Here is a 24,755-nt window from a genome sequence, read left to right as displayed (position 1 = left end):
GCGGCGCCCCCGGCTTGCACACATGGCTCAGCTGACCGATACGATCATCGAGGACGACCGCTGGGAGGAGGCCGGGCTCGAAGACCTCGCCGAGACCGCGGCGCGTGCGGCGCTGGAGCATCTCGGCCTCGATCCGGACGGGTTCGAGATCGCCGTGCTGGCCTGCGACGACGCCCGCATCGCCGAGCTGAACGCCGAGTTCCGCGAGAAGCCGACGCCCACCAACGTGCTGTCCTGGCCCTCCGAGGAGCGCGGTGCCGAGACCGAGGGCGACACGCCCGAGCTGCCCGAGGCGGAGGAGGGGCCCTTCGCCACCGAGCTCGGCGATCTGGCCATCGCCTACGAGACCTGCGCGCTCGAGGCGCAGGAGGCGGGAAAATCGCTCACCGACCACGTCACCCATCTCGTCGTTCATGGAACTTTGCATCTTCTGGGCTATGATCACGTGCGTGACGGCGATGCGACGCTCATGGAAAATATCGAGACGGAAATACTTGGCAAAATGGGTATCGCGGACCCATATTCGTCTGACCTCTGAGAGACACAGGATCAAAAGGACCGATGGGAGACAACGACGGCTCGTCTAATGCAGCGCAAGGCGCGCAGGAAAACGAGCAGATAGACAGGCCTCCGGGCTTCTTCAAACGCATTTTCTCGGGCCGTGCCAATGGCATCGGCGAGGAAGGCGAACCGGGGCAGGATCTCGTGGCAGCCTATGAGCGGCCCGTACATGGCATGATGAACCTCCGGCGCATGCGCGTCGAGGACGTGGCGATTCCCAAGGCGGAAATCGTCGCCGTGCCCGACACCCTCACCAAGGACGAACTCGTGACGGTCTTCCGCGACAGCGGCATGACCCGCCTGCCGGTCTATTCCGGCACGCTCGATACGCCCGTCGGCATGGTGCACCTCAAGGACTTCGCCCTGCTGCACGGCTTCAACGGCCACGGCGAGGAGTTCGACATGAAGAAGATGCTGCGTCCGCTGCTCTTCGTGCCGCCCTCGATGCCGATCGGCGTGCTGCTCACCAAGATGCAGACCGAACGCCGGCACATGGCGCTGGTGATCGACGAATACGGCGGGGTCGACGGGCTCGTGACCATCGAGGACCTGATCGAACAGGTCATCGGCGAGATCGAGGACGAGCACGACACCGAGGAAGGGCGCAACTTCTTCCGCGAGAAGTCGGGCAGCTGGCTGGCACTCGCCAAGACCCCGCTGCAGGAGTTCGAGGCCGCGACCGGGCTTGCGCTCACCGATCCCGACGAGATCGACGAAGAGGAGATCGACACGCTGGGCGGCCTGGTCTTCATGCTCGCCGGGCACGTGCCCGCGCGCGGCGAGGTGATCCCGCATCCCGACGGCATCGACTTCGAGGTGGTGGACGCGGACCCGCGCCGCATCAAGCGGCTGCGCGTGCGCCCCTCCGCGCCGGCAAAGCCCGACGGACCCATCGCGACCCCGGCGCTGCTGCCCCCGGCGAAACCCGAGGGTGTGGCGCAGGTGAACGGCGGCGAAGCCGGAGCCGCGCGTGGCTGAACCGGAGGTGCGGCCGGGTGAAGGGCTGGCAGAGGCGCGTCGCGACATGACCTCCCCGGTCTCTGACCGGGCTGCGCGGCTGCTCACGGGCCGCTTCCGGCTGCTTCCGGCGCTGGCCTGCGGCGGCATGATGGCGCTGGGGCAGGCACCGTGGAACCTGTGGTTCGTGGCGCTTGCCGGGCTCGTGCTGTCGATGGCGCTCTTCTCGCTGCAGCGCAGTTCCCGCGCGGCGCTGGTCATCGGCATGGGCGTGGGCACGGGCTATTTCGGCCTTGCACTGAACTGGCTGACCGAGCCCTTCCAGGTGGATGCCGCGGTAACCGCCTGGATGGCCCCCTTCGCGCTCTTCTTCATGGCGGCCGGGCTCGCGCTCTTCTGGGGCGTGGCCTTCTGGGGCGCGGCGCAGGCACCCCGCGCGCGCCTCTTCGCGCTCGTCGTGGCCTGGACGCTGGCCGAGCTGGCGCGCGGCTATCTCTTCACCGGCTTCCCCTGGGGGCTGGTCGGCTACCTCTGGGAGCCGACCGACGCCATCCAATGGGTGGCCTGGACCGGCTCCTTCGGCCTTACCCTGGTGACGCTCGGGCTGGCGGCGCTTCTGGCCTGCGCGCTGCGCGGCGCGTTGAAACCGGCGATCGCGGGCGTGGCGCTTCTCGGGGCGCTGCTCTGGGGCGGGGCGCAGATGGTGCCGCCGCTGCAGGATCTGGGCGGGCGGCCGGTGGTGCGCCTCGTGCAGCCCAATGCGGCGCAGACCCAGAAATGGGACCGCGCCTACGTGCCGATCTTCTTCGAGCGGCAGGTCGATTTCACCGCGGCCCCGCCGCAGGACGGGCTGCCGCGCCCCGAGCTGATCGTCTGGCCCGAGACCGCGGTGCCGCGGCTGCTGGAAAACGCCGGGGCCGAGCTCCGGGTGATCACCGACGCCGCCCTGCCGGGCCGCGTGGTGCTCGGCATCCAGCGCAGCGAGGGGTACGACTACTACAACTCGCTGGCGCTGGTCTCGCAGGGGCCGAAGGTCGAGGCGGTCTACGACAAGCACCACCTCGTGCCCTTCGGCGAGTACATGCCCTTCAAGGAGCTCTTCAAGCACATCAACGTCAGCGGCATCGCGGCGCGGGCCGAGGGCGGCTATTCCGCCGGGCCGGGGGCCAAGCTGCTGGACCTTGGCGGGCAGATGGGACTGGCGCTGCCGCTGATCTGCTACGAGGCGGTCTTCCCGCAGGACCTGCGCGCCGCGGCGCGGCCCGAGCTTCTGCTGCAGATCACCAACGACGCCTGGTTCGGCAATTTCTCCGGACCCTACCAGCACCTTGCGCAGGCGCGGATCCGGGCGATCGAGCAGGGGCTGCCGCTGCTGCGCGCGGCCAATACCGGCGTCTCGGCGGTGATCGACGGGGCGGGGCGGGTGCTGAAATCGCTGCCGCTCAACGAGGCGGGCTTCATTGACGCGCGCCTGCCGCCGCCGCTGCGGGTCACGCTCTACAGCCGCACCGGGGACCTGCCCCTGCTGGGCCTGCTCGCGCTTCTGATGCTGTTTGCTTTTGTGCCGCGCCGCCGCAATTTCGATTGACGCGCCTAGTCGTGCAGCGTAGCCAGAGTCAGTCATATCCCTGTCACAACGGCTTCCTGGCGTGACAGCTGGTACCTAATGGAGCGCTTATGTCCCGACAGAATTATATCTTTACCTCGGAATCCGTCTCCGAGGGGCACCCCGACAAGGTGTGCGACCGCATTTCCGATGCCGTGCTCGACGCGCTGCTGGCGGAGGATCCGCTGGCGCGTGTCGCCTGCGAGACCTTCGCCACGACCAACCGCGTGGTGATCGGCGGTGAAATCGGCCTTACCGACCAGGACAAGCTGCACGACTACATGCAGCACATCCCCGACATCGCGCGGGCCTGCATCAAGGACATCGGTTACGAGCAGGACAAGTTTCACCACGCGACCTGCGAGGTGACCAACCTGCTGCACGAGCAGTCCGCGCATATCGCGCAGGGCGTGACCGGTGCCGGCAACCGCGACGAGGGCGCGGGCGACCAGGGCATCATGTTCGGCTACGCCACCAACGAGACGCCCGAGCTGATGCCGGCGCCGATCCTCTACTCGCACGCCGTGCTCAAGCGCCTCGCCGAGGTGCGCAAGTCCGGCGCCGAGCCGATGCTCGGGCCGGATGCCAAGTCGCAGATCTCGGTGCGCTATGTGGGTGGCAAGCCAGTCGGCGTGACCTCGATCGTGCTGTCGACCCAGCACACCGACGAGGGCCAGACCTCGGACGACATCCGTGCCATCGTCGAGCCCTACATCCGCGCCACCCTGCCCGAGGGATGGATCTGCCCCGAGACCGAGTGGTGGGTGAACCCGACCGGCAAGTTCGTCATCGGCGGGCCCGACGGTGACGCCGGCCTCACCGGCCGCAAGATCATCGTCGACACCTACGGCGGCGCGGCCCCGCACGGCGGCGGCGCCTTCTCGGGCAAGGATCCGAGCAAGGTCGACCGCTCGGCCGCCTATGCCGCGCGCTACCTTGCCAAGAACGTGGTTGCCGCGGGTCTGGCCGAGCGCTGCACCGTGCAGCTCTCCTATGCCATCGGCGTCGCCAAGCCGCTGTCGATCTACGTCGACACCCACGGCACCACCGGCGATCTCGAGGCCGAGGCGATCGAGCGCGCGATCCCGCGGGTCATGGACCTGACCCCGCGCGGCATCCGCACCCATCTCGAGCTGAACAAGCCGATCTACCAGCGCACCGCCGCCTATGGCCACTTCGGCCGCGCGCCGGACGAGGACGGCGGCTTCTCCTGGGAGCGCACCGACCTTGCCGAGGCGCTGAAGCGCGAGGTCTGAGGCCGGGCAAATCTCTTCGAAGAGATTTGCAAATCCGGTCGACCGGATTTGGCTGGGAAATATGTCGCGGGCCGGAGGGAAACCTCTGGCCCGCGCCGCTTTTTTCGACTGACCTATGGTCAATCCCCGTGCCGCGTGCCATGCCAGCGGCATGGATTTGTGGATTGCCGTCACCCTCTCTGCCGCCTTCTTCCAGACCTTGCGCTTCATGCTGCACAAGGTGCTGAGCACGGGCGGGCTCACGGCAACCTCCTCGACCTTCGCGCGCTTCGCCTATGCCGCCCCCGCCGCCGTGCTGGTGGTCGGCGGATACCTGTTCGCCACGGGGCAGGGCTGGCCGCAGCTGGGCGCGAACTTCTGGGCCTACGCGCTCTTCGGCGCGCTGGGGCAGATCCTCGCCACGGTCTTCGTCGTGGCGCTGTTCCGGCAGCGCAATTTCGCGGTCGGCATCACCTTCAAGAAGACCGAGGTGATCCAGACCGCGCTCGTAGGCCTTGCGGTGCTGGGCGAAAACATCTCGGCGGCGGGCTGGGGCGCGATCCTCGTCGGCCTCGTCGGGGTGCTGCTGCTTTCGGAGACGCCGGGCCTCTCGGGCAACTGGCTGCGGCGCATGGGCAGCCGGGCGGTGGCGCTCGGCCTCGCCTCGGGCTTCTTCTTCGCCATCTCCGGCGTCGGCTACCGCGGCGCCTCGCTCGAGATCGCCTCGGACGTGCCCTTCCTGCGCGCCGGCGTCACGCTGGTCTGCGTGGTGCTGTCGCAGGCGATCGGCATGGCGATCTGGCTCAGGCTCTTCGAGCCGGGGCAGATCACCGCGGTCTGGCAGGCACGGCGCACCGCGATCTGGCTCGGCCTCACCTCCATGGCCGGGAGCCTGTCGTGGTTCACCGCCTTCACGCTGCAGACCGCCGCCTACGTGCAGGCGCTGGGGCAGGTCGAGCTGATCTTCTCGCTCATGGCCTCGGTGCTCTTCTTCAAGGAGCGCATCACCCGGCGCGAGCTGGCGGGCATCGGATTCCTCTGCCTGTCGGTGTTCATCCTCGTTCTGGTGCTCTGAGCGCCGCTTCCGGGTTGCACGCGGGGCGGGGGGCTGACATTTTCCGCGCCAAACGAGGAGTCCGTCCCATGTCCTTCACCCTTGCCACCTGGAACATCAACTCGGTCCGCCTGCGCGAGCCCATCGTCCTCAAGCTGCTCGCCGAGCACGGGCCAGACGTGCTGTGCCTGCAGGAGACCAAGAGCCCGGTCGACAAGATCCCGCTCGAGCAGTTCGCGGCGCTTGGCTACACCCATGTCGTGGCGCGCGGCCAGAAGGGCTACAACGGCGTCGCCATCCTGTCGAAACTGCCGCTGCTCGACGCCGGGGACCAGGACTTCGCCACGCTCGGCCATGCCCGCCACGTCGCGGGCAGGCTCGAGAACGGCGTCACCATCCACAACTTCTACGTCCCCGCCGGCGGCGACGAGCCGAACCGCGAGATCAACGAGAAGTTCGGCCAGAAGCTCGACTACCTGACCGAGATGCGCGACTGGTTCCACGCCCACGCGCCCGAGAAGTCGATCCTCGTCGGCGATCTCAACATCGCCCCGCGCGAGGATGACGTCTGGAGCCACAAGGCGCTGCTGAAGATCGTCTCGCACACGCCGGTCGAGGTCGAGCACCTCGCGCAGGTGCAGGACGCGGGCAAGTGGGTCGACATCACCCGGCAGGACATCCCCGAGGGGCTGCTCTACTCGTGGTGGTCCTACCGCGCGCGCGACTGGGACGCGGCGGACAAGGGGCGGCGGCTCGACCACGTCTGGGCGACGCCCGACATCTCGAACGCCGGCCACGGCTCGCGCATCCTTCGCGACGCGCGGGGCTGGGAGAAACCCTCGGACCACGTGCCGGTTTTCGCCAGCTTCGACCTCTGAGCCACAGAAGCGCCCGGACCTGCGACAAGTCCGGGCGCTTGCGGAACAATCCGCGATGCGCTCTGGTTGAGGCGGGGCCCGGACATGGTTCCCGGACGCAGCATCGGAGCGCCACGCATGGGCTCGAACACCACGATCTTTGCCGTCCTTCTGGCAGTTGTCCTGCCAATGCTGGTGGCCTTCGCCGTCTGGCGCGCGATCACCACCGCGCGCACGCCGCAGGGGGCGGCGGCCTGGACGGTGTTCCTGCTGGCGGCGCCGTGGTTCGCCCTTCCGGCCTACATGTTCTTCGGTCAGCACAAGCTCAAGGGCTACCGGGTCACCCGGCGCAGCAGCCGCCTCGTGCGGCGCGAGATGAATGCCTTCAGCGCCGACTACCCGGCCGCCGGCTCCGATCCCATGCGCTACCGCGCCTTCGAGCGGCTGGCGGCCATGCCGGCGGTGGGCGGCAACTCCGCCGAGCTTCTGGTCGACGGCGAGGCGACCTTCGACGCGGTCTTCGCGGCGATGGACCGGGCGCAGCACTACCTGCTGGTGCAGTTCTACACGATCGCCGAGGACGGCGTGGGCAATGCCATGGCCGAGCACATGATCGCCGCCGCCGCGCGCGGGGTCGAGGTGCGGCTGATCTTCGACGGGGTGGGCAGCTACGGGCTGCCATCGCATTACCTCAAGGCGCTGCGCGACGCCGGGGTGCAGGTCGTCGATCCCGCCAACGCGCCGGGCCCGACCAAGCGCTTCCAGATCAACTTCCGCAACCACCGCAAGACGGTGATCATCGACGGGCAGGAAGGCTTCATCGGCGGGCACAACGTCAAGGACGACTACCTTGGCAAGAACCCGACCTTCGGCCCCTGGCGTGACACGCACCTGCACCTGTGCGGCCCGATGGTGGCGCAACTGCAGATCGTCTTCGCCGAGGACTGGCACTGGGCCACGGGCGAGAGCATCGGCGGCGGGCTGAACTGGCGGCCCGACAGCGCCGAGGCGAACCTCACCGGGCTGGTGCTGCCCTCGGGCCCGGCCGACGACATGGACACCGGCGCGCTCTTCTTCATCTCGGCACTGGCCGAGGCGCGTGACCGGGTGTGGATCGCCACGCCCTATTTCGTGCCCGACCAGGACGTGCTCTCGGCCCTCGTCAGCGCGGCGCTGCGCGGCTGCGACGTGAAGGTGCTGGTGCCCGACGCGATCGACCACTACCTGCCCTGGCTTGCCGCCCATGCCTTCTTCGACGAGGTCCGCGCGGCGGGGGTCGAGGTGCTGCGCTACGAGGGCGGCTTCGTGCACCAGAAGGTGGTGCTGGTGGACGACGACCTTGCGGCGGTGGGTTCGGCCAACCTCGACAATCGCTCGTTCCGGCTCAATTTCGAGACAATGGCAGTGATTTTCGACCGCGGCTTCGCGTCGCGGGTGGCGAAGATGCTGGAGGCCGATTTCACCAGCGCCTACAAGATGGAGAAGCCGCTGAGCGCGCATCCGCTGTGGGTCCGCGCCGCCGCGCCCTTCGCGCGGCTGCTGGCTCCGATCCTGTGAAGGTGTCCGCCATGTCGTCTGCTTCCTCCTCCCCGAAACGCGCCGCCGCCGCCGCTCCGAAGGCCGTGCTCAAGGTCGCGAGCTACAATATCCGCAAGGCCATGGGCATCGACCGCCGCCGCGATCCGGCGCGCATCCTGCACGTGATCAACCAGATCGGTGCCGACGTGGTGGTGCTGCAGGAGGCCGACCTGCGGCTCGGGCCGCGGCCCGCCGCGATCCCGCGCTTCCTGATCGCGCAGGAGACCGATTACGAGGTCGTCGCCCTTGCCCGCAACGACGTCAGCCTTGGCTGGCACGGCAACGCGATCTTCGTGCGCAAGGGGCTCGAGGTGTCCGAGACCCGGCGCTTCGAGCTTCCCGGGCTCGAGCCGCGCGGCGCGGTGATGGCGCGGGTCGAGGGGGTGAACGTGGTCGGCGCGCATCTCGGGCTGCTGCGCCGCTTCCGGCTCAAGCAGATGTCCGAGATCCGCGACCAGCTGGGCGAGCTGCGCGCCGAGGCGGCGATCTTCGGAGATTTCAACGAATGGTCCGACGTGCGCGGCTACGAGCCCTGGGAGCGCGACTTCACCCTCACCCTGCCGGGCCGCAGCTACCATGCCTCGCGCCCCTTCGTGGCGCTGGACGGGATCGCCTACGGCAGCGCGCTGGCGCTCGACGATGCCGGGGTGGAGGAGGGCGGCGCCGCGCGCCGGGCCTCGGACCACCTGCCGATCTGGGCCCAGCTGTCGCGCCGGGGCTGAGCCCGCCGCCGCGCCCTACGCCGCGCCGGTCTTGCATCGCGGCAGACCATGCGCCATGTAACACGCCAAGCTAACCGCCGCAGCGGAGGACAAGATGCTGGAACTGGGCAAGACCGAGGCCCCCAAGGGCGATCTCATCAAGGATGTCAGCGAAGCCGACTTCATGGCCGAGGTGGTGGACGCCTCGCAGGAAGTTCCGGTCATCGTGGACTTCTGGGCGCCCTGGTGCGGCCCCTGCAAGCAGCTCGGCCCGGCCCTCGAGGCGGCGGTCACCGAGGCCCGCGGCGCGGTGCGCATGGTCAAGGTCAACGTCGACGAGGCGCAGATGATCGCGGCCCAGCTGCGCATCCAGTCGATCCCCACGGTCTATGCCTTCTACAAGGGCCAGCCGATCGACGGCTTCCAGGGCGCGCTGCCGCCCTCCGAGCTGAAGGCCTTCATCGCCCGCGTCGTGCAGGTCTCGGGCGGGGATGCCTCGGGCGGTCTCGACGAGGCCGTGGCCACCGCCGAGGAGATGCTCGAGCAGGGCGCGGCCGCCGATGCGGCGCAGATCTTCGCCGCGGTGCTCGAGGAGGATCCGAAGAACGCCAAGGCCTATGCCGGGATGGTCGCCTGCTATCTCGCGCTCGGCGAGATCGAGCAGGCCGAGGCGGTGCTGAACGGCGCCCCGGCCGAGATCTCGAAGATGCCCGAGCTGGAAGCGGCCCATGCCAGGATCGAGCTGGCCAAGCAGGCCAGCAACGCCGGCCCGGTGGCCGAGCTGACCGCCCGGGTCGAGGCCGATCCCGCGGACCTGCAGGCCCGGTTCGACCTCGCGCAGGCGCTGCACGCCAACGGCCAGACCGAGGCCGCCGTGGACCAGCTGCTGGACCTCTTCCGCCGCGACCGCGAGTGGAACGACGGCGCCGCCAAGACCCAGCTCTTCACCATCTTCGACGCGCTCAAGCCGAACGATCCGGTCGTGCTGAACGGGCGGCGCAGGCTGAGCTCGATGATATTTGCCTGAGCGCCGATGCGCCCTAGCTCGCAGGTCATGGTGAGACGAACCGATCTTCCGGGACTCATCCCGGTCTTTCCGCTGCCCGGGGCCCTGCTGCTGCCGCGCTCGCGGCTGCCGCTGCACATCTTCGAGCCGCGTTATCTGGCGATGCTCGACGATGCGCTGAAGAGCGATGCGCGGCTGATCGGAATGGTCCAGCCCACGGGCAACGGCCCGGCGGAGCGGCCCGCGCTGCAGCGCATCGGCTGTGCCGGGCGGATCACCCAGTTCTCCGAGACCGAGGACGGGCGCTACATGATCACCCTGTCCGGCCTGTCGCGCTTCCGCGTGATGGAGGAGGTCGACGGCTTCACCCCCTACCGCCGCTGCAAGGTGAGCTGGGACGGGTTCGAGCACGATCTCGACCCGCACGCGGACAGCGACGAGACATTCGACCGCGCCGCCTTCCTGCGCCTGCTGGACCGGTATTTCGATGCCCGAGGCCTTTCGGCGGACTGGGACACGCTGAAGGACGCCGAGGACGAGCTGCTGATCAACTCGCTCTCGATGTTGCTGGATTTCGTGCCCGAGGAAAAGCAGGCGCTGCTCGAGGCGCCACGGCTGGCCTCGCGCCGCGAGACGCTGGTGACGCTGATCGAGTTCGCCCTGCGCGGCGGAGAAGAGGACCTGATTCAATGACCGAAGACACCCTGACCTTCGACCGGCACATGCTCGAGGCCCTGGTCTGCCCGGTGACCCACGCGGTGCTGGAATACGATGCCGAGCGGCAGGAGCTGATCAGCCGCAGCGCGGCGCTGGCCTTCCCGATCCGCGACGGCATTCCGGTGATGCTGATCGACGAGGCGCGCCGGCTCGACGACTGAGCCCGGACGGACCGCGGCGCGGGCGAGGGGCCAGCCCCTCGCGCTCCCCGGCGTATTTTCAAAGAGAAGAAAGAAGGAGGCGCGGGCCGGGCGGGGCCGCGCCTCCTGTCGTTTCAGACCTCGAGCGCGAGCGCGCGGGCGAGGATCGCCGGGTCGACGTTGCCGCCCGAGATGGTGCAGATCACCGCGTCGCCCTCGATCTCGCCCTTGCGGAAGAGCGCCGCGGCCAGCGCCACGGCGCCGCCGGGCTCGGCGACGACCTTGAGGTGGCGTACCGCGAGTTGCATCGCCTTCAGCACCTCTTCCTCGCTGACCGCGAGGCCGGGGCCGCAGAGACGGCTGAGGATCGGGAAGGTCAGGTAGCCGGGCTGCGGCGTCACGATGGCGTCGCAGATGTTGCCGCCGAGCGCCGGGTTGCGCTGGATCGAGCCCGCCGCGAGCGAGCGCTTCACGTCGTCGAAGCCCTCGGGCTCGGCCGGGCGCACGCGCAGGCCGGGGGCCTTTGCCTCGAGCGCCAGCGCGATGCCCGAGGTCAGCCCGCCGCCGCCGCAGCAGACCAGCACGTCGGCCTGGGTCACGCCTTCCTCGGCCGCCTGCTCGGCGATCTCGAGCCCGCAGCTGCCTTGCCCCGCGATCACCTCGGGCTCGTCGAAGGGCTTGATCAGCGTCAGGCCGCGTTCCTCGGCGAGTTGTGCGCCGAGCGCGTCGCGGTCTTCCTTCTCGCGGTCATAGAGCACGACCTCGCCGCCGAGGCCGCGGGTGCCGGCGATCTTTGCCGCGGGCGCGTCGGCGGGCATGACGATGACCGAGGTGATGCCGAAGCGCCGCGCCGCCTCGGCAATGCCCTGCGCGTGGTTGCCCGAGGAGAAGGCGATGACCCCCTTGGCGCGGACCTCCGGGTCGAGACCCGAGACCGCGGCCCATGCGCCGCGGAACTTGAAGCTGCCAGTGTGCTGCAGGCATTCCGCCTTCACCAGCACGCGGCGCCCGGCGATCTCGTCGAGGAAGGGGGAGGAAAGCAGCGGCGTGCGGCGGGCGTGGCCCTTCAGCCGCCCGGCGGCGGCCTCGATGCGGGTGATGTCCATGGGGATCCTCGGCTTGTCGATGTCGGGCAGACCCTGTGCCGGGGCGCGGGCCCTGTCAACCAGTTGCCAGCCGGGCGCGGGCGTGGCGAGATGGCGGCATGATCGAGCGCCGTCACGAGCAAAACGGGGTGCGCTCGCGGGCGCTCTACTCGGCCTGCGGGGCCTATCGCTACGGGCTCGAGCGGGCCTGGGGCGGGGCGGGTGGACAGATGGTGCTGTGGATCATGCTCAACCCCGCCAGCGCCGACGAGCGGTGCAACGACGCGACGCTCGAACGCTGCGAGCGCCGGGCGCGGGCGATGGGTTTCGGCGGCATGCGCGTCGCCAACCTCTTCGCCTTCCGCGCCGGGACGCCCGCCAAGCTGCGCTGCGCCGCCGCCCCGGTGGGGCCGGAGAACGACGCGCTGCTGCTGCGCTGGCACGCGCAGGCGCGCATGACGCTGGCGGGCTGGGGCATGCATGGCGCCTATCTCGGGCGCGGCGCGGAGATCGCGGCGCGGCTGGAGGGGGAGGTGCATGTGCTGGGGCTCACCCGGGACGGGCACCCGCGCCACCCGCTCTACCTGCCTTACGCGGCGCAGCCCCGGCCCTGGCTGCGCGGTCCCTAGCCCGGTGGCGGTCAAGGCGTTGTTAACCTTGTGCCGCGATTGGCTTTGGTTACCGCTGCCTTCCCGGGTCACACTTCGCAAGCGTGCGTGTGGAGAAATGCGATGCTGCTGCTGGCGGGAATGATGGGCATGGCGCTGCTGGGGTCGATCGCGGTCTTTACGCTTCCGGACCCGGAGGCGGAGGCCGAGGATCCGGCGCAGGAAGCCGAGGAGACCGGGGCCGACGACACCTCCGCCAGCTTCGACACGGGTCTTGATGGCGGCCTCGATACGGGTCCCGATCCCGGCGCGGACAGCGGCTCCCAGGCAGAGGACACCGGCCTGTCTGCGGCGGAGCCCGGCGCGGCAGGGGAGGCGGGCCGCATCGAGAGCGGGGGGGCGGGCGATGATACGCTGACCGGCACGCCGTTCAGCGATCTTCTGGGCGGCTTCGGCGGCGATGACCTTGTCGACGGGCAGTCGGGGGATGACGAGCTGCTTGGCGGGGACGGGGCCGATACGCTGCTGGGCGGCGCGGGCAACGACACGCTGCACGGCGATGCGGGAGCCGACCTGCTGCAGGGCGGGCCGGGGGACGACCTGCTCTACGCCCATGACGGCGGCGGCACGCTCGACGGCGGCGAGGGCGACGACGAGGCGCAGGGCGGGCTTGGTGCCGACCTGCTGCTGGGCGGGGTGGGGCAGGATGCGCTGCATGGGCGCGAGGGCGATGACACGCTGATCGGCGGGCTGGGCTCGGACACGCTGTTCGCCGGCAGCGGGAACGACCTGCTTTCGGGCGTCGAACCGGACGGGACCGGCGGGGATGCGGACGGGACGGATTACCTCAACGGCGGCGCGGGGGAGGATACGCTCTGGATCGGGCGTGGCGACGTGGCCAGCGGCGGCGAGGGGGAGGACACGTTTTTCCTTGGCGACTGGATCTCCGGCGGCGCACCCGCGGAGCTGGTGGATTTCGATCCGCAGCAGGACCAGCTGGTGGTCGTATGGTCCGGGCAGGGAGGCGCGGCGCCGGCGCTGGAGCTGCGCGCGAGCGAAACCGATCCGGAGATGACCGAGATCTGCGCCGATGGCGAGGTTCTCGCGGTGCTGCCGGCGGCGGATGTGCCGGGGCTGGAGAACATCGCGCTCGTCGAGGCGCAGCAGGCCGCGCTGCCCGGCCTGGCCTGAGCCCGGCCCGTCCCTTGCCGCGGCGTGGGAAGTTCGGGCTTTCCTTTCGGGCTGAATCGCCCTATACGCGCGCATCCGGCCATGCGGGCCGGACCTCTCCAAGGGCCCTGCTGGACGACATCCCGGCTTGCGCCATTCCTCCAACCTTTGAAGGAGACCCCGATGTCGATCACCGTTGAAGAAAAGAACCGCCTGATGAAGGAATTCGCAACCAAGGAAGGCGACACCGGTTCGCCCGAAGTCCAGGTTGCCATCCTCACCAGCCGCATCTCGACCCTGACCGAGCACTTCAAGACCCACAAGAAGGACAACCACTCGCGTCGTGGCCTTCTTAAGCTCGTGGCTCAGCGCCGCAAGCTGCTCGACTACCTGAAGGGCAAGGAAGAAGCGCGTTACACCGATCTGATCCAGCGCCTCGGCATCCGCCGCTGATCCGATCCGGATACGGAATTCGAGACACCCGCTCCGCAAGGAGCGGGTGTTCTCGTTTCTGGAATGCGGGCGGAGCCGCGTCAGGGCAGGGCGTTCAGTCGCTCCTCGACGAGGAACTTCAGCCCGCGCCTCCAGGCGATGTCGGTATTGCCGCGGATGTCGGTCTGGTAGAGCGCGACGACCTCGCCGCTCTGCGCGTCGCGCACCCGCACCACCACGGTCTGCACCAGCACCGACATCTTCTGCACCGCGCCCGAGAAGCTGAGCTCGGCGCCGAGCTTGCGGGCCATGGCGGCCTCGCAATGGTTGCAGGTGAAGACCTCGCCGTGCTTGCGCAGGTCCTCCGCAAGCGGCGCGGGGTCGATCAGCCGGTAGCGGTGGCTCTGCTCGAGCAACTCGCGGAAATAGTCCGACAGCATGACGATGCGGGCGTGCTCCGCCTCGTTGCGCGCGCCGTAGTCGACCTCCTGGCTGAAGTTGATGAAGCTCATCTCGTGCACGACGACGGGCCTCGGCTCCTCGGCGCGGGCGGCCGGGGCGATCGGGCAGAGCAGCGCGAGGGCGAGCGCGACCTGCCGGACGAGGTGCCTGTGCGGGGACATTCCGGGCTTCCTTCCTTCGCCGGACGGCGCCCAGACTAGCACGGGCGGGGGAAAACGGCGGCTGCGCCTTTCGTATCGCCCCCGGCGCGCTTTGGCCCGTGGCGGGGACTCCGCGCTTATCACTTCCCAAAAGCCGGATTCTCATGTATGCGCGCCCCATCTGAGACGTGACGCCCTCGGCTCCCGGGCACATGCAAGAGGATAGGGAGCGGCGGCAATGGGGCCGCCATGCAAACGGGAGACCCGGAGGGCCGGGAGTGCTCCCTTACAGGATACGCTACATGTTCAACGTAACGACGAAATCCATGCAGTGGGGCGAGGAAACCCTCACCCTCGAGACCGGCAAGGTCGCCCGTCAGGCAGACGGCACCGTCATCGCCACGCTGGGCGAGACCTCGGTCATGGCCAACGTGACCTTCGCCAAGGAACCGAAGCCCGGTCAGGATTTCTTCCCGCTGACCGTCCACTACCAGGAAAAATACTACGCCGCGGGCAAGGTGCCCGGTGGCTTCTTCAAGCGCGAGGCGCGTCCGACCGAGAAAGAGACGCTGACCGCACGCCTGATCGACCGTCCGATCCGTCCGCTCTTCGTCCCCGGCTTCAAGCATGAAGTGCTGGTGATGTGCACCGTGCTGTCGCACGACCTCGTCAACGACCCCGACGTCGTGGCGATGATCGCCGCCTCGGCCGCGCTGACCATCTCGGGCGTGCCCTTCATGGGCCCGATCGCCGGCTGCCGCGTCGGCTTCACCGATGGCGAATACGTGCTGAACCCGACCGTCGACGACATGCAGGGGCTGCGCAGCAACCCCGACCAGCGTCTCGACCTCGTCGTCGCCGGCACCAAGGACGCCGTGATGATGGTGGAATCGGAAGCCTACGAGCTGACCGAGGACGAGATGCTGGGCGCCGTGACCTTCGCGCACGAGCAGATCCAGCCGGTCATCGACCTGATCATCGACCTCGCCGAAGACGCCGCCAAAGAGCCCTTCGACTTCCAGGCGCCGGATTACTCCGCGCTCTTCGACGTCGTCAAAGGCATCGGCGAAGCCAAGATGAAGGCCGCCTACGCGATCACCGATAAGCAGGCGCGCGTCGCCGCCGTGTCGGCCGCGAAGGAAGAGATCAAGGCCCAGCTGACCGAAGAGCAACTCGAAGACGCGAACCTCGGTTCGGCGATCAAGAAACTCGAGTCCGTGGTCCTGCGCTCGGACGTGGTGAAGAACAAGCGCCGCATCGACGGCCGCGCGCTCGACCAGGTCCGTCCGATCGTGTCGGAAACCTCGGTTCTGCCGCGCACCCACGGCTCGTCGCTGTTCACCCGCGGCGAAACCCAGGCGCTGGTCGTGACCACGCTCGGCACCGGCGACGACGAGCAGATCATCGACGCCCTGCACGGCAACTTCCGCTCGAACTTCCTGCTGCACTACAACTTCCCGCCGTACTCGGTGGGTGAAGTGGGCCGCGTTGGTTCGCCGGGCCGCCGTGAAATCGGCCACGGCAAGCTGGCATGGCGCGCGCTGCAGGCCGTGCTGCCGGCACCGACCGACTTCCCCTACACCATCCGCGTGGTGTCCGAGATCACCGAGTCCAACGGCTCGTCCTCGATGGCGTCGGTCTGCGGCGGCTCGCTGTCGATGATGGATGCGGGCGTTCCGCTGAAGGCGCCGGTGGCCGGCGTCGCCATGGGCCTCGTGCTGGAAGACGACGGTGAGTATGCGGTCCTGACCGACATCCTCGGCGACGAGGACCACCTCGGCGACATGGACTTCAAGGTCGCAGGCACCGAGAACGGCATCACCTCGCTGCAGATGGACATCAAGGTCGCGGGCATCACCCCCGAGATCATGAAGCAGGCCCTCGCGCAGGCCAAGGCCGGCCGTCTGCACATCCTCGGCGAGATGGCCAAGGCCCTCACCGAAGCCGGCGAGTTCTCGGTCCACGCACCGCGCATCGAGACCATGCAGATCCCGACCGACAAGATCCGCGAAGTGATCGGCTCGGGCGGCAAGGTGATCCGCGAGATCGTCGAAGTGTCGGGCGCCAAGGTCGACATCAACGACGATGGCGTGATCAAGATCGCCTCGGCCAACGGTGAAGCCATCCAGAAGGCCTACGACATGATCTACTCGATCGTGGCGGAGCCGGAAGAGGGTTCGATCTACAAGGGCAAGGTCGTGAAGATCGTCGATTTCGGCGCCTTCGTGAACTTCTTCGGCAAGCGCGACGGCCTCGTGCACGTCAGCCAGATCGAGAACCGCCGCCTGAACCATCCGTCGGACGTGCTGAAGGAAGGCCAGGAAGTCTACGTGAAGCTGCTCGGCTTCGACGATCGCGGCAAGGTGCGCCTCGCCATGAAGATGGTCGACCAGGAAACCGGCGAAGAGCTGGCAGCGGACAAGAAGGAAGAGACCGCGGAGTGATCCGCGGCCTCGGCCAGTCCTGAAAACGCGAACGCCCCGGCCTGATGGCCGGGGCGTTCTGCTTTTGGCGGAGGGTGTCTTCCGGCGCCTGTGGCGCGGCCCCGGCTCAGTGCAGCAGGACGGGCGCGCGCGGCTGGTCGAGCACGAGCGAGGACGTGTCCGCGCCGGCCCAGAAGCCTTCGAGGTACTGCGCGGGATCGGCCTTCTGCCGCATCTCCTCGGTCAGCGCCAGCAACCCGGTCACCTGGTCCTGCGACCAGCTCAGCAGCAGCCCCGGCGCCGAGATCGCCGAGATCGGCGCGTCCATCAGCGCCACCGGCGGCTCGTCGCGGTGGAAGGCCTCGACCGGGCAGTCGAGCGAGGAGGTCCGGGTCTCGTCCCAGAGCGTGATCTCGTCGAGCCCGAGCGCCTCGAAGTAGGGGATCAGCATCGGTTCGAGCACCAGCGGCAACCAGTCCTCCTCGGGCTTGTAGAGCCCTTCCTGCCGGCAGTGTCGCGCAATGCGCGAGACCAGCGTCGCGTCGAGATCCGGCGGCTCGGCCCCGATCACCCAGAGCCAGACCATGCGCGCGAAATGCCGGAAGTCGCCGACGCCGAGCGCCTGCGCGATCATGTCCCAGCGCACCGGCTGGCCGGTGGTCTTGATGATCTCGTCAAAGGCGTCGGGGGCCTGGTCAGGTTGCGGGCCGCCGAGGCTCTCGAGCAGCGCCTCGAGCTCCTGCGGTGTCGTCGCTTCGCTGCGCAGCGGCCCCCAGGCGGTGGTCTCCGGGGTGAAGCCCGGCACACGGAAGAAGGGGTTGAGCACGACGAAGACATGATCGTAGTCGCGCATCCACCAGTGCAGCAGCTGCGCGTTCATGTTCGGATGTTCGAGACGTCGGGGCGTGTCGGTCAAGCTGGGTCCTTTCCGGCAGGGGCGCCGGGCTTCTATCATCTCTTGCCGGATCAGCAAGCATCGTGGGGGGGGAAGTCGTCAGGGGGACGGGGAATCTCCCACGTGTTTCCGATTTGTTAACGATTCTCGCGACAGATCGGAAGGGCAAGCCGTCGTGCCATCACTCACGGACTCAATGACACGGGTTTGGGGGCGTTTCGGACCTTGATCGGGGGAGGCCAGGGTCCGGAACGTCACGCTGTCCGCAAGCTCGTCCGGATGAGCCCGCGGCAGGGCGCCTTGGCAGGAAACCTCTTCTTGAAGATCGCAAGCCCACCAACCGCCCCTGAAAAAAGGCCGGGCGCAAGGCCCGGCCCAGTCCAACAGGGAGGTGCATGTGATGACCCGCACATGCAACGGGAACTCGTTGGGGGCCAAATCGGGCCTGGTCCGCAATCCCGGGCCTATCCGAAAGGCTAGGTCACGATATCACCAAGTACAGTGTCAACCAATGGGCGAGTGCCCGGGGATTGGCGAAAAACCGCGAACTCGTGACATTTCCGCCGATTTCTCAGGCGACTAGACGGTAACCCCCGGATTCAGTGACCAAAATACGTGCGTTCGAAGGATCGGGCTCGATTTTCTGGCGCAGCCGGTAGATGTGCGTCTCCAGCGTGTGGGTGGTGACGCCGGCGTTATAGCCCCAGACCTCGTGCAGCAGAATCTCGCGCGGAACCACGCCCTCGGTCGAGCGGTAGAGGAACTTGAGGATGTTCGTCTCCTTCTCGGTGAGGCGGATCTTGCGGTCGTCCTCGGTCACCAGAAGCTTCATCGAGGGCTTGAACGTGTAAGGCCCGACGGTGAAGACTGCGTCCTCGGACTGCTCGTGCTGGCGCAGCTGCGCGCGGATGCGGGCCAGCAGCACGGGGAACTTGAAGGGCTTGGTGACGTAGTCGTTCGCGCCCGCGTCGAGCCCGAGGATCGTGTCCGCGTCGGTGTCATGGCCGGTCAGCATGAGGATCGGCGACTTGACCCCCTGCTTGCGCATCAGCTTGCACAGCTCGCGGCCGTCGGTGTCGGGCAGGCCGACATCGAGGATCAGAAGATCGTAGACCTGTTCCTTGACGCGGGCCATCGCGGCCGCGCCGGTCTCGGCCTCGAACACCTCGAAATCCTCGGTCATGACCAGTTGCTCGGCCAGCGCCTCGCGCAGGTCGTCATCGTCGTCCACCAGCAGGATATTCTTGATCTGGGCCATCTGCCTCTCCGTCTTCGTGTGGTGGATCACATGTAAGCGTTCGGAGGTACAAACAAGTTTTGCTGCAATGATCTCACGCCCTCGTGTTGCGCACCGGCTTTTGTTACAGGATCGAAGGTGCTTTGTTGCAGCGCCTTTCCGGGCGGGCTCGCCCGGGTGTACCATCCGCCCGCCTTGCCGTGGCCCAGACAGGAAGACGCCCATGTCCCTCGCGCCCGATCTCGGAGAATTGCTCGCCCGTGCCCGGGCCGACCTGCGCATGGGCGTGCCGGTGGTGCTGAAGGCGCAGACGGGCGGGGCGCTGGTGGTCGCGGCCGAGACGGTCTCGGCGGCTCGGCTGGCGGTTCTGCGGGCGCTGCCGGGAGAGCTCGACCTCACCATCACCGCGCGGCGGGCCGAGACGCTGAAGGCGCGCGCCTATGACGGCGACCTCGCGCGGGTGATCCTGCCCGGCGACGCGGGGCTCGACTGGGTGCAGTCGATCGCCGATCCGGCGGATGATCTTGCCAAGCCGATGAAGGGCCCGCTTGCCACCCGCCGCGGCGGCGACACCGGGATGCACCGGCTGGCGATCACCCTCGTCAAGTCGGCCCGGCTGCTGCCCGCCGCGCTGATCCTGCCGCTGGAGGATCCCGAGGGGTTCGCGCAGGGCGAGATGCTGACCGTGGTCGAGGCCGATCCGGCGGGGCCCTACATGCTGACGCTGGCGCGGCTCGACCACGTCGTCTCGGCCAAGGTGCCGCTGCGCGCGGCGCAGAACGCCCGGCTGCACATCTTCCGCCCCGAGGACGGCTCGGATGAGCACTACGCCATCGAGATCGGCCGCCCGGACCGCTCGAAGCCGGTGCTGTCGCGGCTGCATTCGGCCTGTTTCACCGGCGATCTGCTGGGCTCTCTGAAATGCGACTGCGGCCCGCAGTTGAACGCGGCGCTGGCGCATATGGGCGAGGAGGGCGCGGGGGTGCTGCTCTATCTCAACCAGGAGGGGCGGGGCATCGGGCTGGCCAACAAGATGCGCGCCTACGCGCTGCAGGACCAGGGCTTCGACACGGTCGAGGCCAACCTCCGCCTCGGCTTCGAGGATGACGAGCGCGACTTCCGGCTCGGCGCGGAGATCCTGCGCAAGATGGGCTTCGGCGCGGTGCGGCTGCTGACCAACAACCCCAAGAAAATGGCGATGATGGAGCGCTGCGGCATCACCGTGGCCGAGCGCGTGCCGCTGAAGGTCGGGCTCAACGCCTTCAACGAGCGCTACCTCGCCACCAAGGCCGAGAAGTCGGGGCACCTGCTGTGAGCGTCTCGCCGGGCGATCTGGTCCTCACCCGCTCCGGCCTGCGCTTTGCCGGCCGGACGTGGCCCTGCGTGATCGGCCGCGGCGGCGTGCGCGCGGGGAAACGCGAGGGCGATGGCGCGACGCCGGTCGGCGTGCACCGGGTGGTGGCGATGCTCTACCGGCCCGACCGCATGGCGCGACCCGCCTTCTGGGCCGAGCCGATCGGGCTGCGCGACCTCTGGTGCGACGACAGCGCCTCGCTGGCCTACAACCAGCTGGTGCAGGCGCCCTTCGCGCCGAGCCACGAGACCATGCGCCGGGCCGACCCGCTCTACGACCTCGTGCTGATCACCGACTGGAACTGGCCCGAGGCCGAGCCGGGGCGCGGCTCGGCGATCTTCCTGCACCAGTGGCGGCGGCCGGGCTTCCCGACCGCCGGCTGCGTCGGCTTCCACCCCGCCGACCTGCGCGAGATCGCCGGGCGGATGCTGCCCGGGGCGCGGCTGGTGGTGCCGGAGCCGCTGGACGGCTGGCGCGCGGGCTGAGAGGGCAGGAGCGGGGGGGGGGTCACACCCCCGCACCCCCGTGGGATATTTCCGACATGTGGAAGCCGGGGGCGCTCAGGCGGCGAGGCTGCGGGCGATGCCCTCGAGCAGGCCGAGGCATTGCGCGAGCTGGCCGCGGGTGACGAACTCGTCGGGCTTGTGGGCCTGGGCGATCTCGCCGGGGCCGCAGACCACGACCGACATGCCCATCTGCTGGAAGAGCCCCGCCTCGGTGCCGAAGGGCACGACGTCGGCGGAATTGCTGCCGGTGAGCCGCGCGATGAGGTCGCGGGCCTCGTTCCCGTCCATCGGGATCAGCCCCGCGACCTCGCCGATCACCTCGGTGGTGATCGCGGCTCCGGGGTGGACGGCGCGCATCGCGGGCAGCAGCTCGTGCTCGATGCAATGGGCCAGCGCCTCGTTGACGAACTCGGCGTCGCCGGGCTGGACCGGGCGCATCTCCCAGTCGATCTCGGCCTTGCCGGGGATGACGTTATGCGCGGCGCCGCCGGCGAGGCGGCCGACGTTCACCGTGGTCCAGGGCGGATCGAACCGGCTGGCCCTGGGCGCGCGCGTCTTGAGCGCCTCGGCGAGATCCATCAGCCGCTGCGTGTAGCGCAGCGCGTAGAGCACGGCGTTGACGCCGCGGTCCGGGGCGGAGCCGTGGCCCTCGAGCCCCGTGAAGCGCGTGGTATATTCGCAGCAGCCCTTGTGCCCCTCGATCAGCCGCATTCCCGTGGGCTCGCCGATGATCGCCATGCGCGGCGCGTAGCCGCGGCGCTGCAGCTCGGGCACCAGCGCGCGGGCACCGAGGCAGCCGACCTCCTCGTCATGGGTGAAGCACAGGTGCAGCGGGCGGCGCAGCGTCATCTTCGAGACCGGATCGGCCAGCGCCAGCGCCGCGGCGATGAAGCCCTTCATGTCGCAGCTGCCGCGGCCGTAGAGGTGGTCGTCCCGCTCCACCAGCGTGAAGGGGTCGCTGCTCCAGTCTTGGCCCTCCACCGGCACAACGTCGGAATGGCCCGAGAGCATCATGCCGCCGGGGATCTCGGGGCCGAGCGTGGCGAAGAGGTTGGCCTTGCGGCCCGTCGCGTCGTGGAAGATCTCGACCCTCGCGCCGAGGTGGTCGAGGTAGTCCCCCACCATCGTCATCAGGGCGAGGTTGCTCTCGCTCGAGACGGTCGGGCAGGCGATGAGGTGCCTCAGGTGCTCTTCGGTGGCGGGCAGAAGATGGCTCATGGCCCAAGACTTAGCAGGGGCGGGGGCGGGCGCAAAAGGGTCTCTGATCCCGGGAAGCGGAGAGATTGCGCGCGGAGCTAGCTTTCAAAGGGCGGAGTCGGGGCGTCTTTCCGGGGGTGCGGCGCATTTCCCGGCAACTGCCTGTGAAATGTGCGCGCGCCGGAGCGGCGGGCGGTGGCGGGGGGCGATTCTGTGCCGTTTTTCGCCCGGCTGTGCCGAAAGACGCGACGGTTCACGTAGCGGAAGCTTCGGGACATCGTCCTGCGGATGGTTGCCCCATGCCGATTTTTCACCGTGAAGCGACGCTTTTCTGCCCGGTGATCCTGCGGATGTGCGATTCTTGATCAATGCCCGGCAACACGGTTGCAACAAGGGTCCGGACGCGTTTTTATCATCCCCAAGACAGCGGAGAAAAATCCGCGGAACATAAAATGGGGAGCCGGATTTGCCAGATACCGGGACAAGCGACGCGTTCGTCGCCTTCGAGCGCGTGCAGAAAAGCTACGATGGCGAGACCCTTGTCGTCAAAGATCTGAACCTGAGCCTGCCCAAGGGCGAGTTCCTGACCATGCTGGGGCCGTCGGGCTCGGGCAAGACCACCTGCCTGATGATGCTGGCGGGGTTCGAGACCGCCACGCATGGCGAGATCAGGCTGGACGGAAAGCCGATCAACAACATCCCGCCGCACAAGCGCGGCATCGGGATGGTCTTCCAGAACTACGCGCTCTTCCCGCACATGACCGTGGCCGAGAACCTCAGCTTCCCGCTCGAGGTGCGCAAGATCGGCAAGTCGGACCGCGAGGCCAAGGTCAAGCGCGCGCTCGACATGGTCGAGATGGGCGCCTTCGGCGGCCGGCGGCCGGCGCAGCTTTCGGGCGGGCAGCAGCAGCGGATCGCGCTGGCGCGCGCGCTGGTCTTCGAGCCCGAGCTGGTGCTGATGGACGAGCCGCTCGGCGCGCTCGACAAGCAGCTGCGCGAGAAGATGCAGTTCGAGATCACCAGCCTTGCGCACCAGCTCGGCATCACCGTGGTCTACGTCACGCACGACCAGACCGAGGCGCTGACCATGTCGGACCGGGTTGCCGTGTTCAACGACGGCCGCATCCAGCAGCTGGCGCCGCCGGACATCCTCTACGAGGAGCCCGAGAACAGCTTCGTCGCGCAGTTCATCGGCGAGAACAACACGCTCGAGGGTACCGTGGCCGAGATCCGCGGCGACCGCTGCGTGGTCAGGCTCGACGGTGGCGAGGTGATCGACGCCAAGCCGGTGAACGTGACCCAGGTCGGCGAGCGCACCCGCGTGTCGATCCGCCCCGAGCGCGTCGAGTACAACAAGGACCGCCTGCAGCCGGGCGCCCACACGCTCAAGGCCAAGGTGCTCGAGTTCATCTACATGGGCGACATCTTCCGCACCCGCCTCGAAGTGGCCGGCAACCGCGAGTTCATCATCAAGACTCGCAACGCGCCCGACCAGGTGCGCCTGACCCCGGGCACCGAGATCGAGATCGGCTGGCTGCCCGAGGACTGCCGGGCGCTCGACGCGAAATGACGTGAATCTGCCCGCGCCGCTCCCTGCGTTGGGCAGGCGGCGCGGACCGGAAAGGTTCCGGCGATCAGCCCGTGTCCCGGAACCCCAAATACACAACGGGTCATCAAGGGAGTTACAGATGAAACTGACCAAGACCCTTCTGGCGACGACCGCGCTTTCGGTTGCGGCCGGCGCGGTGGCTGCACAGGACATGGCCAATTCGATGACCATCGTGTCCTGGGGCGGCGCGTACCAGAACAGCCAGGTCAAAGCCTATTCCGAGCCCTACGTCGCGATGCACCCCGAGGTCAGCGTCTCGTGGGACGAGAGCTCTGCCGAGGCCGTGGCCAAGCTGCGCGCGATGAACGAAGCCGGCAACATCACCTGGGACCTCGTGGACGTGGAAGCGGCGGACTCGATCCGTCTCTGCGACGAGGGCCTCGCGATGGAAGTCGACGTCGACGAGATCCTCGCCCCGGGCGATGACGGCTCCTCGGCCACCGACGACTTCGGCGACTCGCTGGTCTCCGACTGCTTCATCCCGCAGATCGTGTTCTCGACCACCGTCGGCTACCGCACCGACATGGTCGGCGACACCCCGCCCTCCGACATCTGCGCGATCTTCGATCTCGAGACCTATCCGGGCAAGCGCTCGCTGAACAAGCGTCCGCTGGCCAACATGGAATGGGCGCTGCTCTGCGACGGCGTTGCCAAGGAAGACATCTACGACGTGCTGGCGACGCCGGAAGGCCAGGACCGGGCGCTTGCCAAGCTCGGCACCATCAAGGACCAGACCATCTGGTGGACCGCCGGCGCCGACACGCCGCAGCTGCTCGCCGACGGCGAGGTCGTGATGGGCTCGACCTACAACGGCCGCCTGTTCTCGGCCATCGCCGAGCAGAACCAGCCGATCGGCATGCTCTGGGACGCAGAGATGCTGGACTTCGACGGCTGGATCATCCCCGAGGGCCTGCCCGAGGACCGTCTGGCCCGCGTGCTCGACTTCCTGAAGTTCGCGACCGACACCCAGCGTCTTGCTGACCAGGCCGCCTACATCTCCTACGGCCCGGCGCGCGCCTCCTCGGCTCCGCTGGTCGGCAAGCACGCCGAGCTCGGCATCGACATGGCGCCGCACATGCCGACCGACCCGGCCAACGCGACCAACGTTTTCGTGACCCAGTACGCCTTCTGGTCGGACTACCGCGACGACATCGACGCCAAGTTCCAGGCGTGGCTGGCGCAATAATCCACTGATGCGACGAGAGAGGGGCCGGGTTCGGCCCCT

The 24,755-nt window shown here is 68.3% G+C and carries 24 protein-coding genes and 1 riboswitch; of the genes, 19 read left to right on the top strand and 5 right to left on the bottom strand.

The window, feature by feature from the left end; all coding sequences use genetic code 11:
• Positions 1-22 precede the first annotated feature (22 nt).
• From ybeY to PVT71_RS03335, 11 genes are all read left to right on the top strand, one after another.
• Positions 23-538 carry an rRNA maturation RNase YbeY gene (gene ybeY, locus PVT71_RS03385; RefSeq protein WP_353473086.1) on the top strand — a complete coding sequence of 172 codons (516 nt, stop codon included), beginning with the start codon at positions 23-25 and terminating at the stop codon, positions 536-538.
• 23 nt (positions 539-561) lie between these two features.
• Positions 562-1,539 (top strand): hemolysin family protein, encoded by a 978-nt coding sequence (locus PVT71_RS03380; RefSeq protein WP_353473085.1) that lies wholly within the window; start codon positions 562-564, stop codon positions 1,537-1,539.
• The gene (lnt, locus tag PVT71_RS03375; RefSeq protein WP_353473084.1) at positions 1,532-3,106 is read left to right on the top strand and encodes an apolipoprotein N-acyltransferase; all 1,575 of its coding nucleotides are present in this window, start codon (positions 1,532-1,534) and stop codon (positions 3,104-3,106) included. The genes PVT71_RS03380 and lnt overlap by 8 nt, the downstream gene beginning before the upstream one ends.
• Positions 3,107-3,143: 37 nt before the next feature.
• Positions 3,144-3,192: riboswitch (SAM-SAH riboswitch) on the top strand.
• A gap of 3 nt (positions 3,193-3,195) precedes the next feature.
• On the top strand, positions 3,196-4,380 hold the full coding sequence (gene metK, locus PVT71_RS03370) for a methionine adenosyltransferase (protein WP_353473083.1): 1,185 nt from the start codon (positions 3,196-3,198) through the stop codon (positions 4,378-4,380).
• A gap of 151 nt (positions 4,381-4,531) precedes the next feature.
• Positions 4,532-5,434 (top strand): DMT family transporter, encoded by a 903-nt coding sequence (locus PVT71_RS03365; RefSeq protein WP_353473082.1) that lies wholly within the window; start codon positions 4,532-4,534, stop codon positions 5,432-5,434.
• A 68-nt stretch (positions 5,435-5,502) separates the two neighbouring features.
• Positions 5,503-6,291 carry an exodeoxyribonuclease III gene (locus PVT71_RS03360; RefSeq protein ID WP_353473081.1) on the top strand — a complete coding sequence of 263 codons (789 nt, stop codon included), beginning with the start codon at positions 5,503-5,505 and terminating at the stop codon, positions 6,289-6,291.
• 117 nt (positions 6,292-6,408) lie between these two features.
• The gene (gene cls, locus PVT71_RS03355) at positions 6,409-7,827 is read left to right on the top strand and encodes a cardiolipin synthase (RefSeq protein WP_353473080.1); all 1,419 of its coding nucleotides are present in this window, start codon (positions 6,409-6,411) and stop codon (positions 7,825-7,827) included.
• A gap of 11 nt (positions 7,828-7,838) precedes the next feature.
• A complete protein-coding gene (locus PVT71_RS03350; protein ID WP_353473079.1) occupies positions 7,839-8,570 on the top strand; it encodes an endonuclease/exonuclease/phosphatase family protein in 732 nt (243 codons plus the stop codon).
• A gap of 94 nt (positions 8,571-8,664) precedes the next feature.
• On the top strand, positions 8,665-9,576 hold the full coding sequence (gene trxA / locus PVT71_RS03345) for a thioredoxin (RefSeq protein ID WP_353473078.1): 912 nt from the start codon (positions 8,665-8,667) through the stop codon (positions 9,574-9,576).
• Between the two features lie 27 nt (positions 9,577-9,603).
• Positions 9,604-10,248, top strand: coding sequence for an LON peptidase substrate-binding domain-containing protein (locus PVT71_RS03340; RefSeq protein ID WP_353473077.1), 645 nt, complete (start codon positions 9,604-9,606; stop codon positions 10,246-10,248).
• Positions 10,245-10,433 carry a Trm112 family protein gene (locus tag PVT71_RS03335; RefSeq protein WP_353473076.1) on the top strand — a complete coding sequence of 63 codons (189 nt, stop codon included), beginning with the start codon at positions 10,245-10,247 and terminating at the stop codon, positions 10,431-10,433. Before PVT71_RS03340 ends, PVT71_RS03335 begins: the two co-directional genes overlap by 4 nt.
• Positions 10,434-10,546: 113 nt before the next feature.
• Here PVT71_RS03335 and PVT71_RS03330 read toward each other — a convergent pair whose 3' ends face one another.
• The gene (locus PVT71_RS03330) at positions 10,547-11,518 is read right to left on the bottom strand and encodes a threonine/serine dehydratase (RefSeq protein WP_353473075.1); all 972 of its coding nucleotides are present in this window, start codon (positions 11,516-11,518) and stop codon (positions 10,547-10,549) included.
• Positions 11,519-11,616: 98 nt separating this feature from the next.
• Between PVT71_RS03330 and PVT71_RS03325 the strand changes: the two genes are divergently transcribed.
• The 3 genes from PVT71_RS03325 (at position 11,617) to rpsO (ending at position 13,728) form a co-directional block, all read left to right on the top strand.
• A complete protein-coding gene (locus PVT71_RS03325) occupies positions 11,617-12,126 on the top strand; it encodes a DUF1643 domain-containing protein (RefSeq protein WP_353473074.1) in 510 nt (169 codons plus the stop codon).
• Between the two features lie 102 nt (positions 12,127-12,228).
• Positions 12,229-13,296: a calcium-binding protein gene (locus tag PVT71_RS03320; protein ID WP_353473073.1), complete on the top strand. Its 1,068-nt coding sequence runs from the start codon at positions 12,229-12,231 to the stop codon at positions 13,294-13,296.
• 162 nt (positions 13,297-13,458) lie between these two features.
• Positions 13,459-13,728, top strand: coding sequence for a 30S ribosomal protein S15 (gene rpsO, locus PVT71_RS03315; RefSeq protein WP_194136326.1), 270 nt, complete (start codon positions 13,459-13,461; stop codon positions 13,726-13,728).
• A gap of 80 nt (positions 13,729-13,808) precedes the next feature.
• Here the strand turns inward: rpsO and PVT71_RS03310 are convergent, their stop codons facing one another.
• Positions 13,809-14,330, bottom strand: a complete 522-nt coding sequence (locus PVT71_RS03310; protein ID WP_353473072.1) for a DUF3280 domain-containing protein — start codon at positions 14,328-14,330, stop codon at positions 13,809-13,811.
• A 281-nt stretch (positions 14,331-14,611) separates the two neighbouring features.
• On the opposite strand from PVT71_RS03310, the gene pnp reads away from it, so the two are divergent.
• Positions 14,612-16,753, top strand: coding sequence for a polyribonucleotide nucleotidyltransferase (gene pnp / locus PVT71_RS03305; protein WP_353473071.1), 2,142 nt, complete (start codon positions 14,612-14,614; stop codon positions 16,751-16,753).
• A 106-nt stretch (positions 16,754-16,859) separates the two neighbouring features.
• Here the strand turns inward: pnp and PVT71_RS03300 are convergent, their stop codons facing one another.
• Both PVT71_RS03300 and PVT71_RS03295 read right to left on the bottom strand, forming a co-directional pair.
• Positions 16,860-17,648, bottom strand: a complete 789-nt coding sequence (locus PVT71_RS03300; RefSeq protein WP_353473070.1) for a hypothetical protein — start codon at positions 17,646-17,648, stop codon at positions 16,860-16,862.
• Between the two features lie 550 nt (positions 17,649-18,198).
• Positions 18,199-18,885 (bottom strand): response regulator transcription factor, encoded by a 687-nt coding sequence (locus PVT71_RS03295; protein WP_095880623.1) that lies wholly within the window; start codon positions 18,883-18,885, stop codon positions 18,199-18,201.
• A gap of 202 nt (positions 18,886-19,087) precedes the next feature.
• On the opposite strand from PVT71_RS03295, the gene ribA reads away from it, so the two are divergent.
• Together ribA and PVT71_RS03285 are read left to right on the top strand one after the other, a co-directional pair.
• Positions 19,088-20,179 (top strand): GTP cyclohydrolase II, encoded by a 1,092-nt coding sequence (gene ribA / locus PVT71_RS03290; protein ID WP_353473069.1) that lies wholly within the window; start codon positions 19,088-19,090, stop codon positions 20,177-20,179.
• Positions 20,176-20,703 carry a L,D-transpeptidase family protein gene (locus PVT71_RS03285; protein ID WP_353473068.1) on the top strand — a complete coding sequence of 176 codons (528 nt, stop codon included), beginning with the start codon at positions 20,176-20,178 and terminating at the stop codon, positions 20,701-20,703. Before ribA ends, PVT71_RS03285 begins: the two co-directional genes overlap by 4 nt.
• 75 nt (positions 20,704-20,778) lie before the next feature.
• On the opposite strand, the gene argE is transcribed toward PVT71_RS03285, so the two are convergent.
• Positions 20,779-21,942 (bottom strand): acetylornithine deacetylase, encoded by a 1,164-nt coding sequence (gene argE, locus PVT71_RS03280; RefSeq protein WP_353473067.1) that lies wholly within the window; start codon positions 21,940-21,942, stop codon positions 20,779-20,781.
• Positions 21,943-22,387: 445 nt separating this feature from the next.
• On the opposite strand from argE, the gene PVT71_RS03275 reads away from it, so the two are divergent.
• Both PVT71_RS03275 and PVT71_RS03270 read left to right on the top strand, forming a co-directional pair.
• On the top strand, positions 22,388-23,491 hold the full coding sequence (locus PVT71_RS03275) for an ABC transporter ATP-binding protein (protein WP_353473066.1): 1,104 nt from the start codon (positions 22,388-22,390) through the stop codon (positions 23,489-23,491).
• Between the two features lie 118 nt (positions 23,492-23,609).
• Entirely contained in the window at positions 23,610-24,716 is a 1,107-nt protein-coding gene (locus PVT71_RS03270) for an extracellular solute-binding protein (RefSeq protein ID WP_353473065.1), read from the top strand.
• Positions 24,717-24,755: the final 39 nt, after the last annotated feature.

Source organism: Salipiger sp. H15 (genome assembly GCF_040409955.1).
Classification (GTDB): Bacteria; Pseudomonadota; Alphaproteobacteria; order Rhodobacterales; family Rhodobacteraceae; genus Salipiger.
This window is presented reverse-complemented; position numbering and strand designations above follow the sequence as displayed.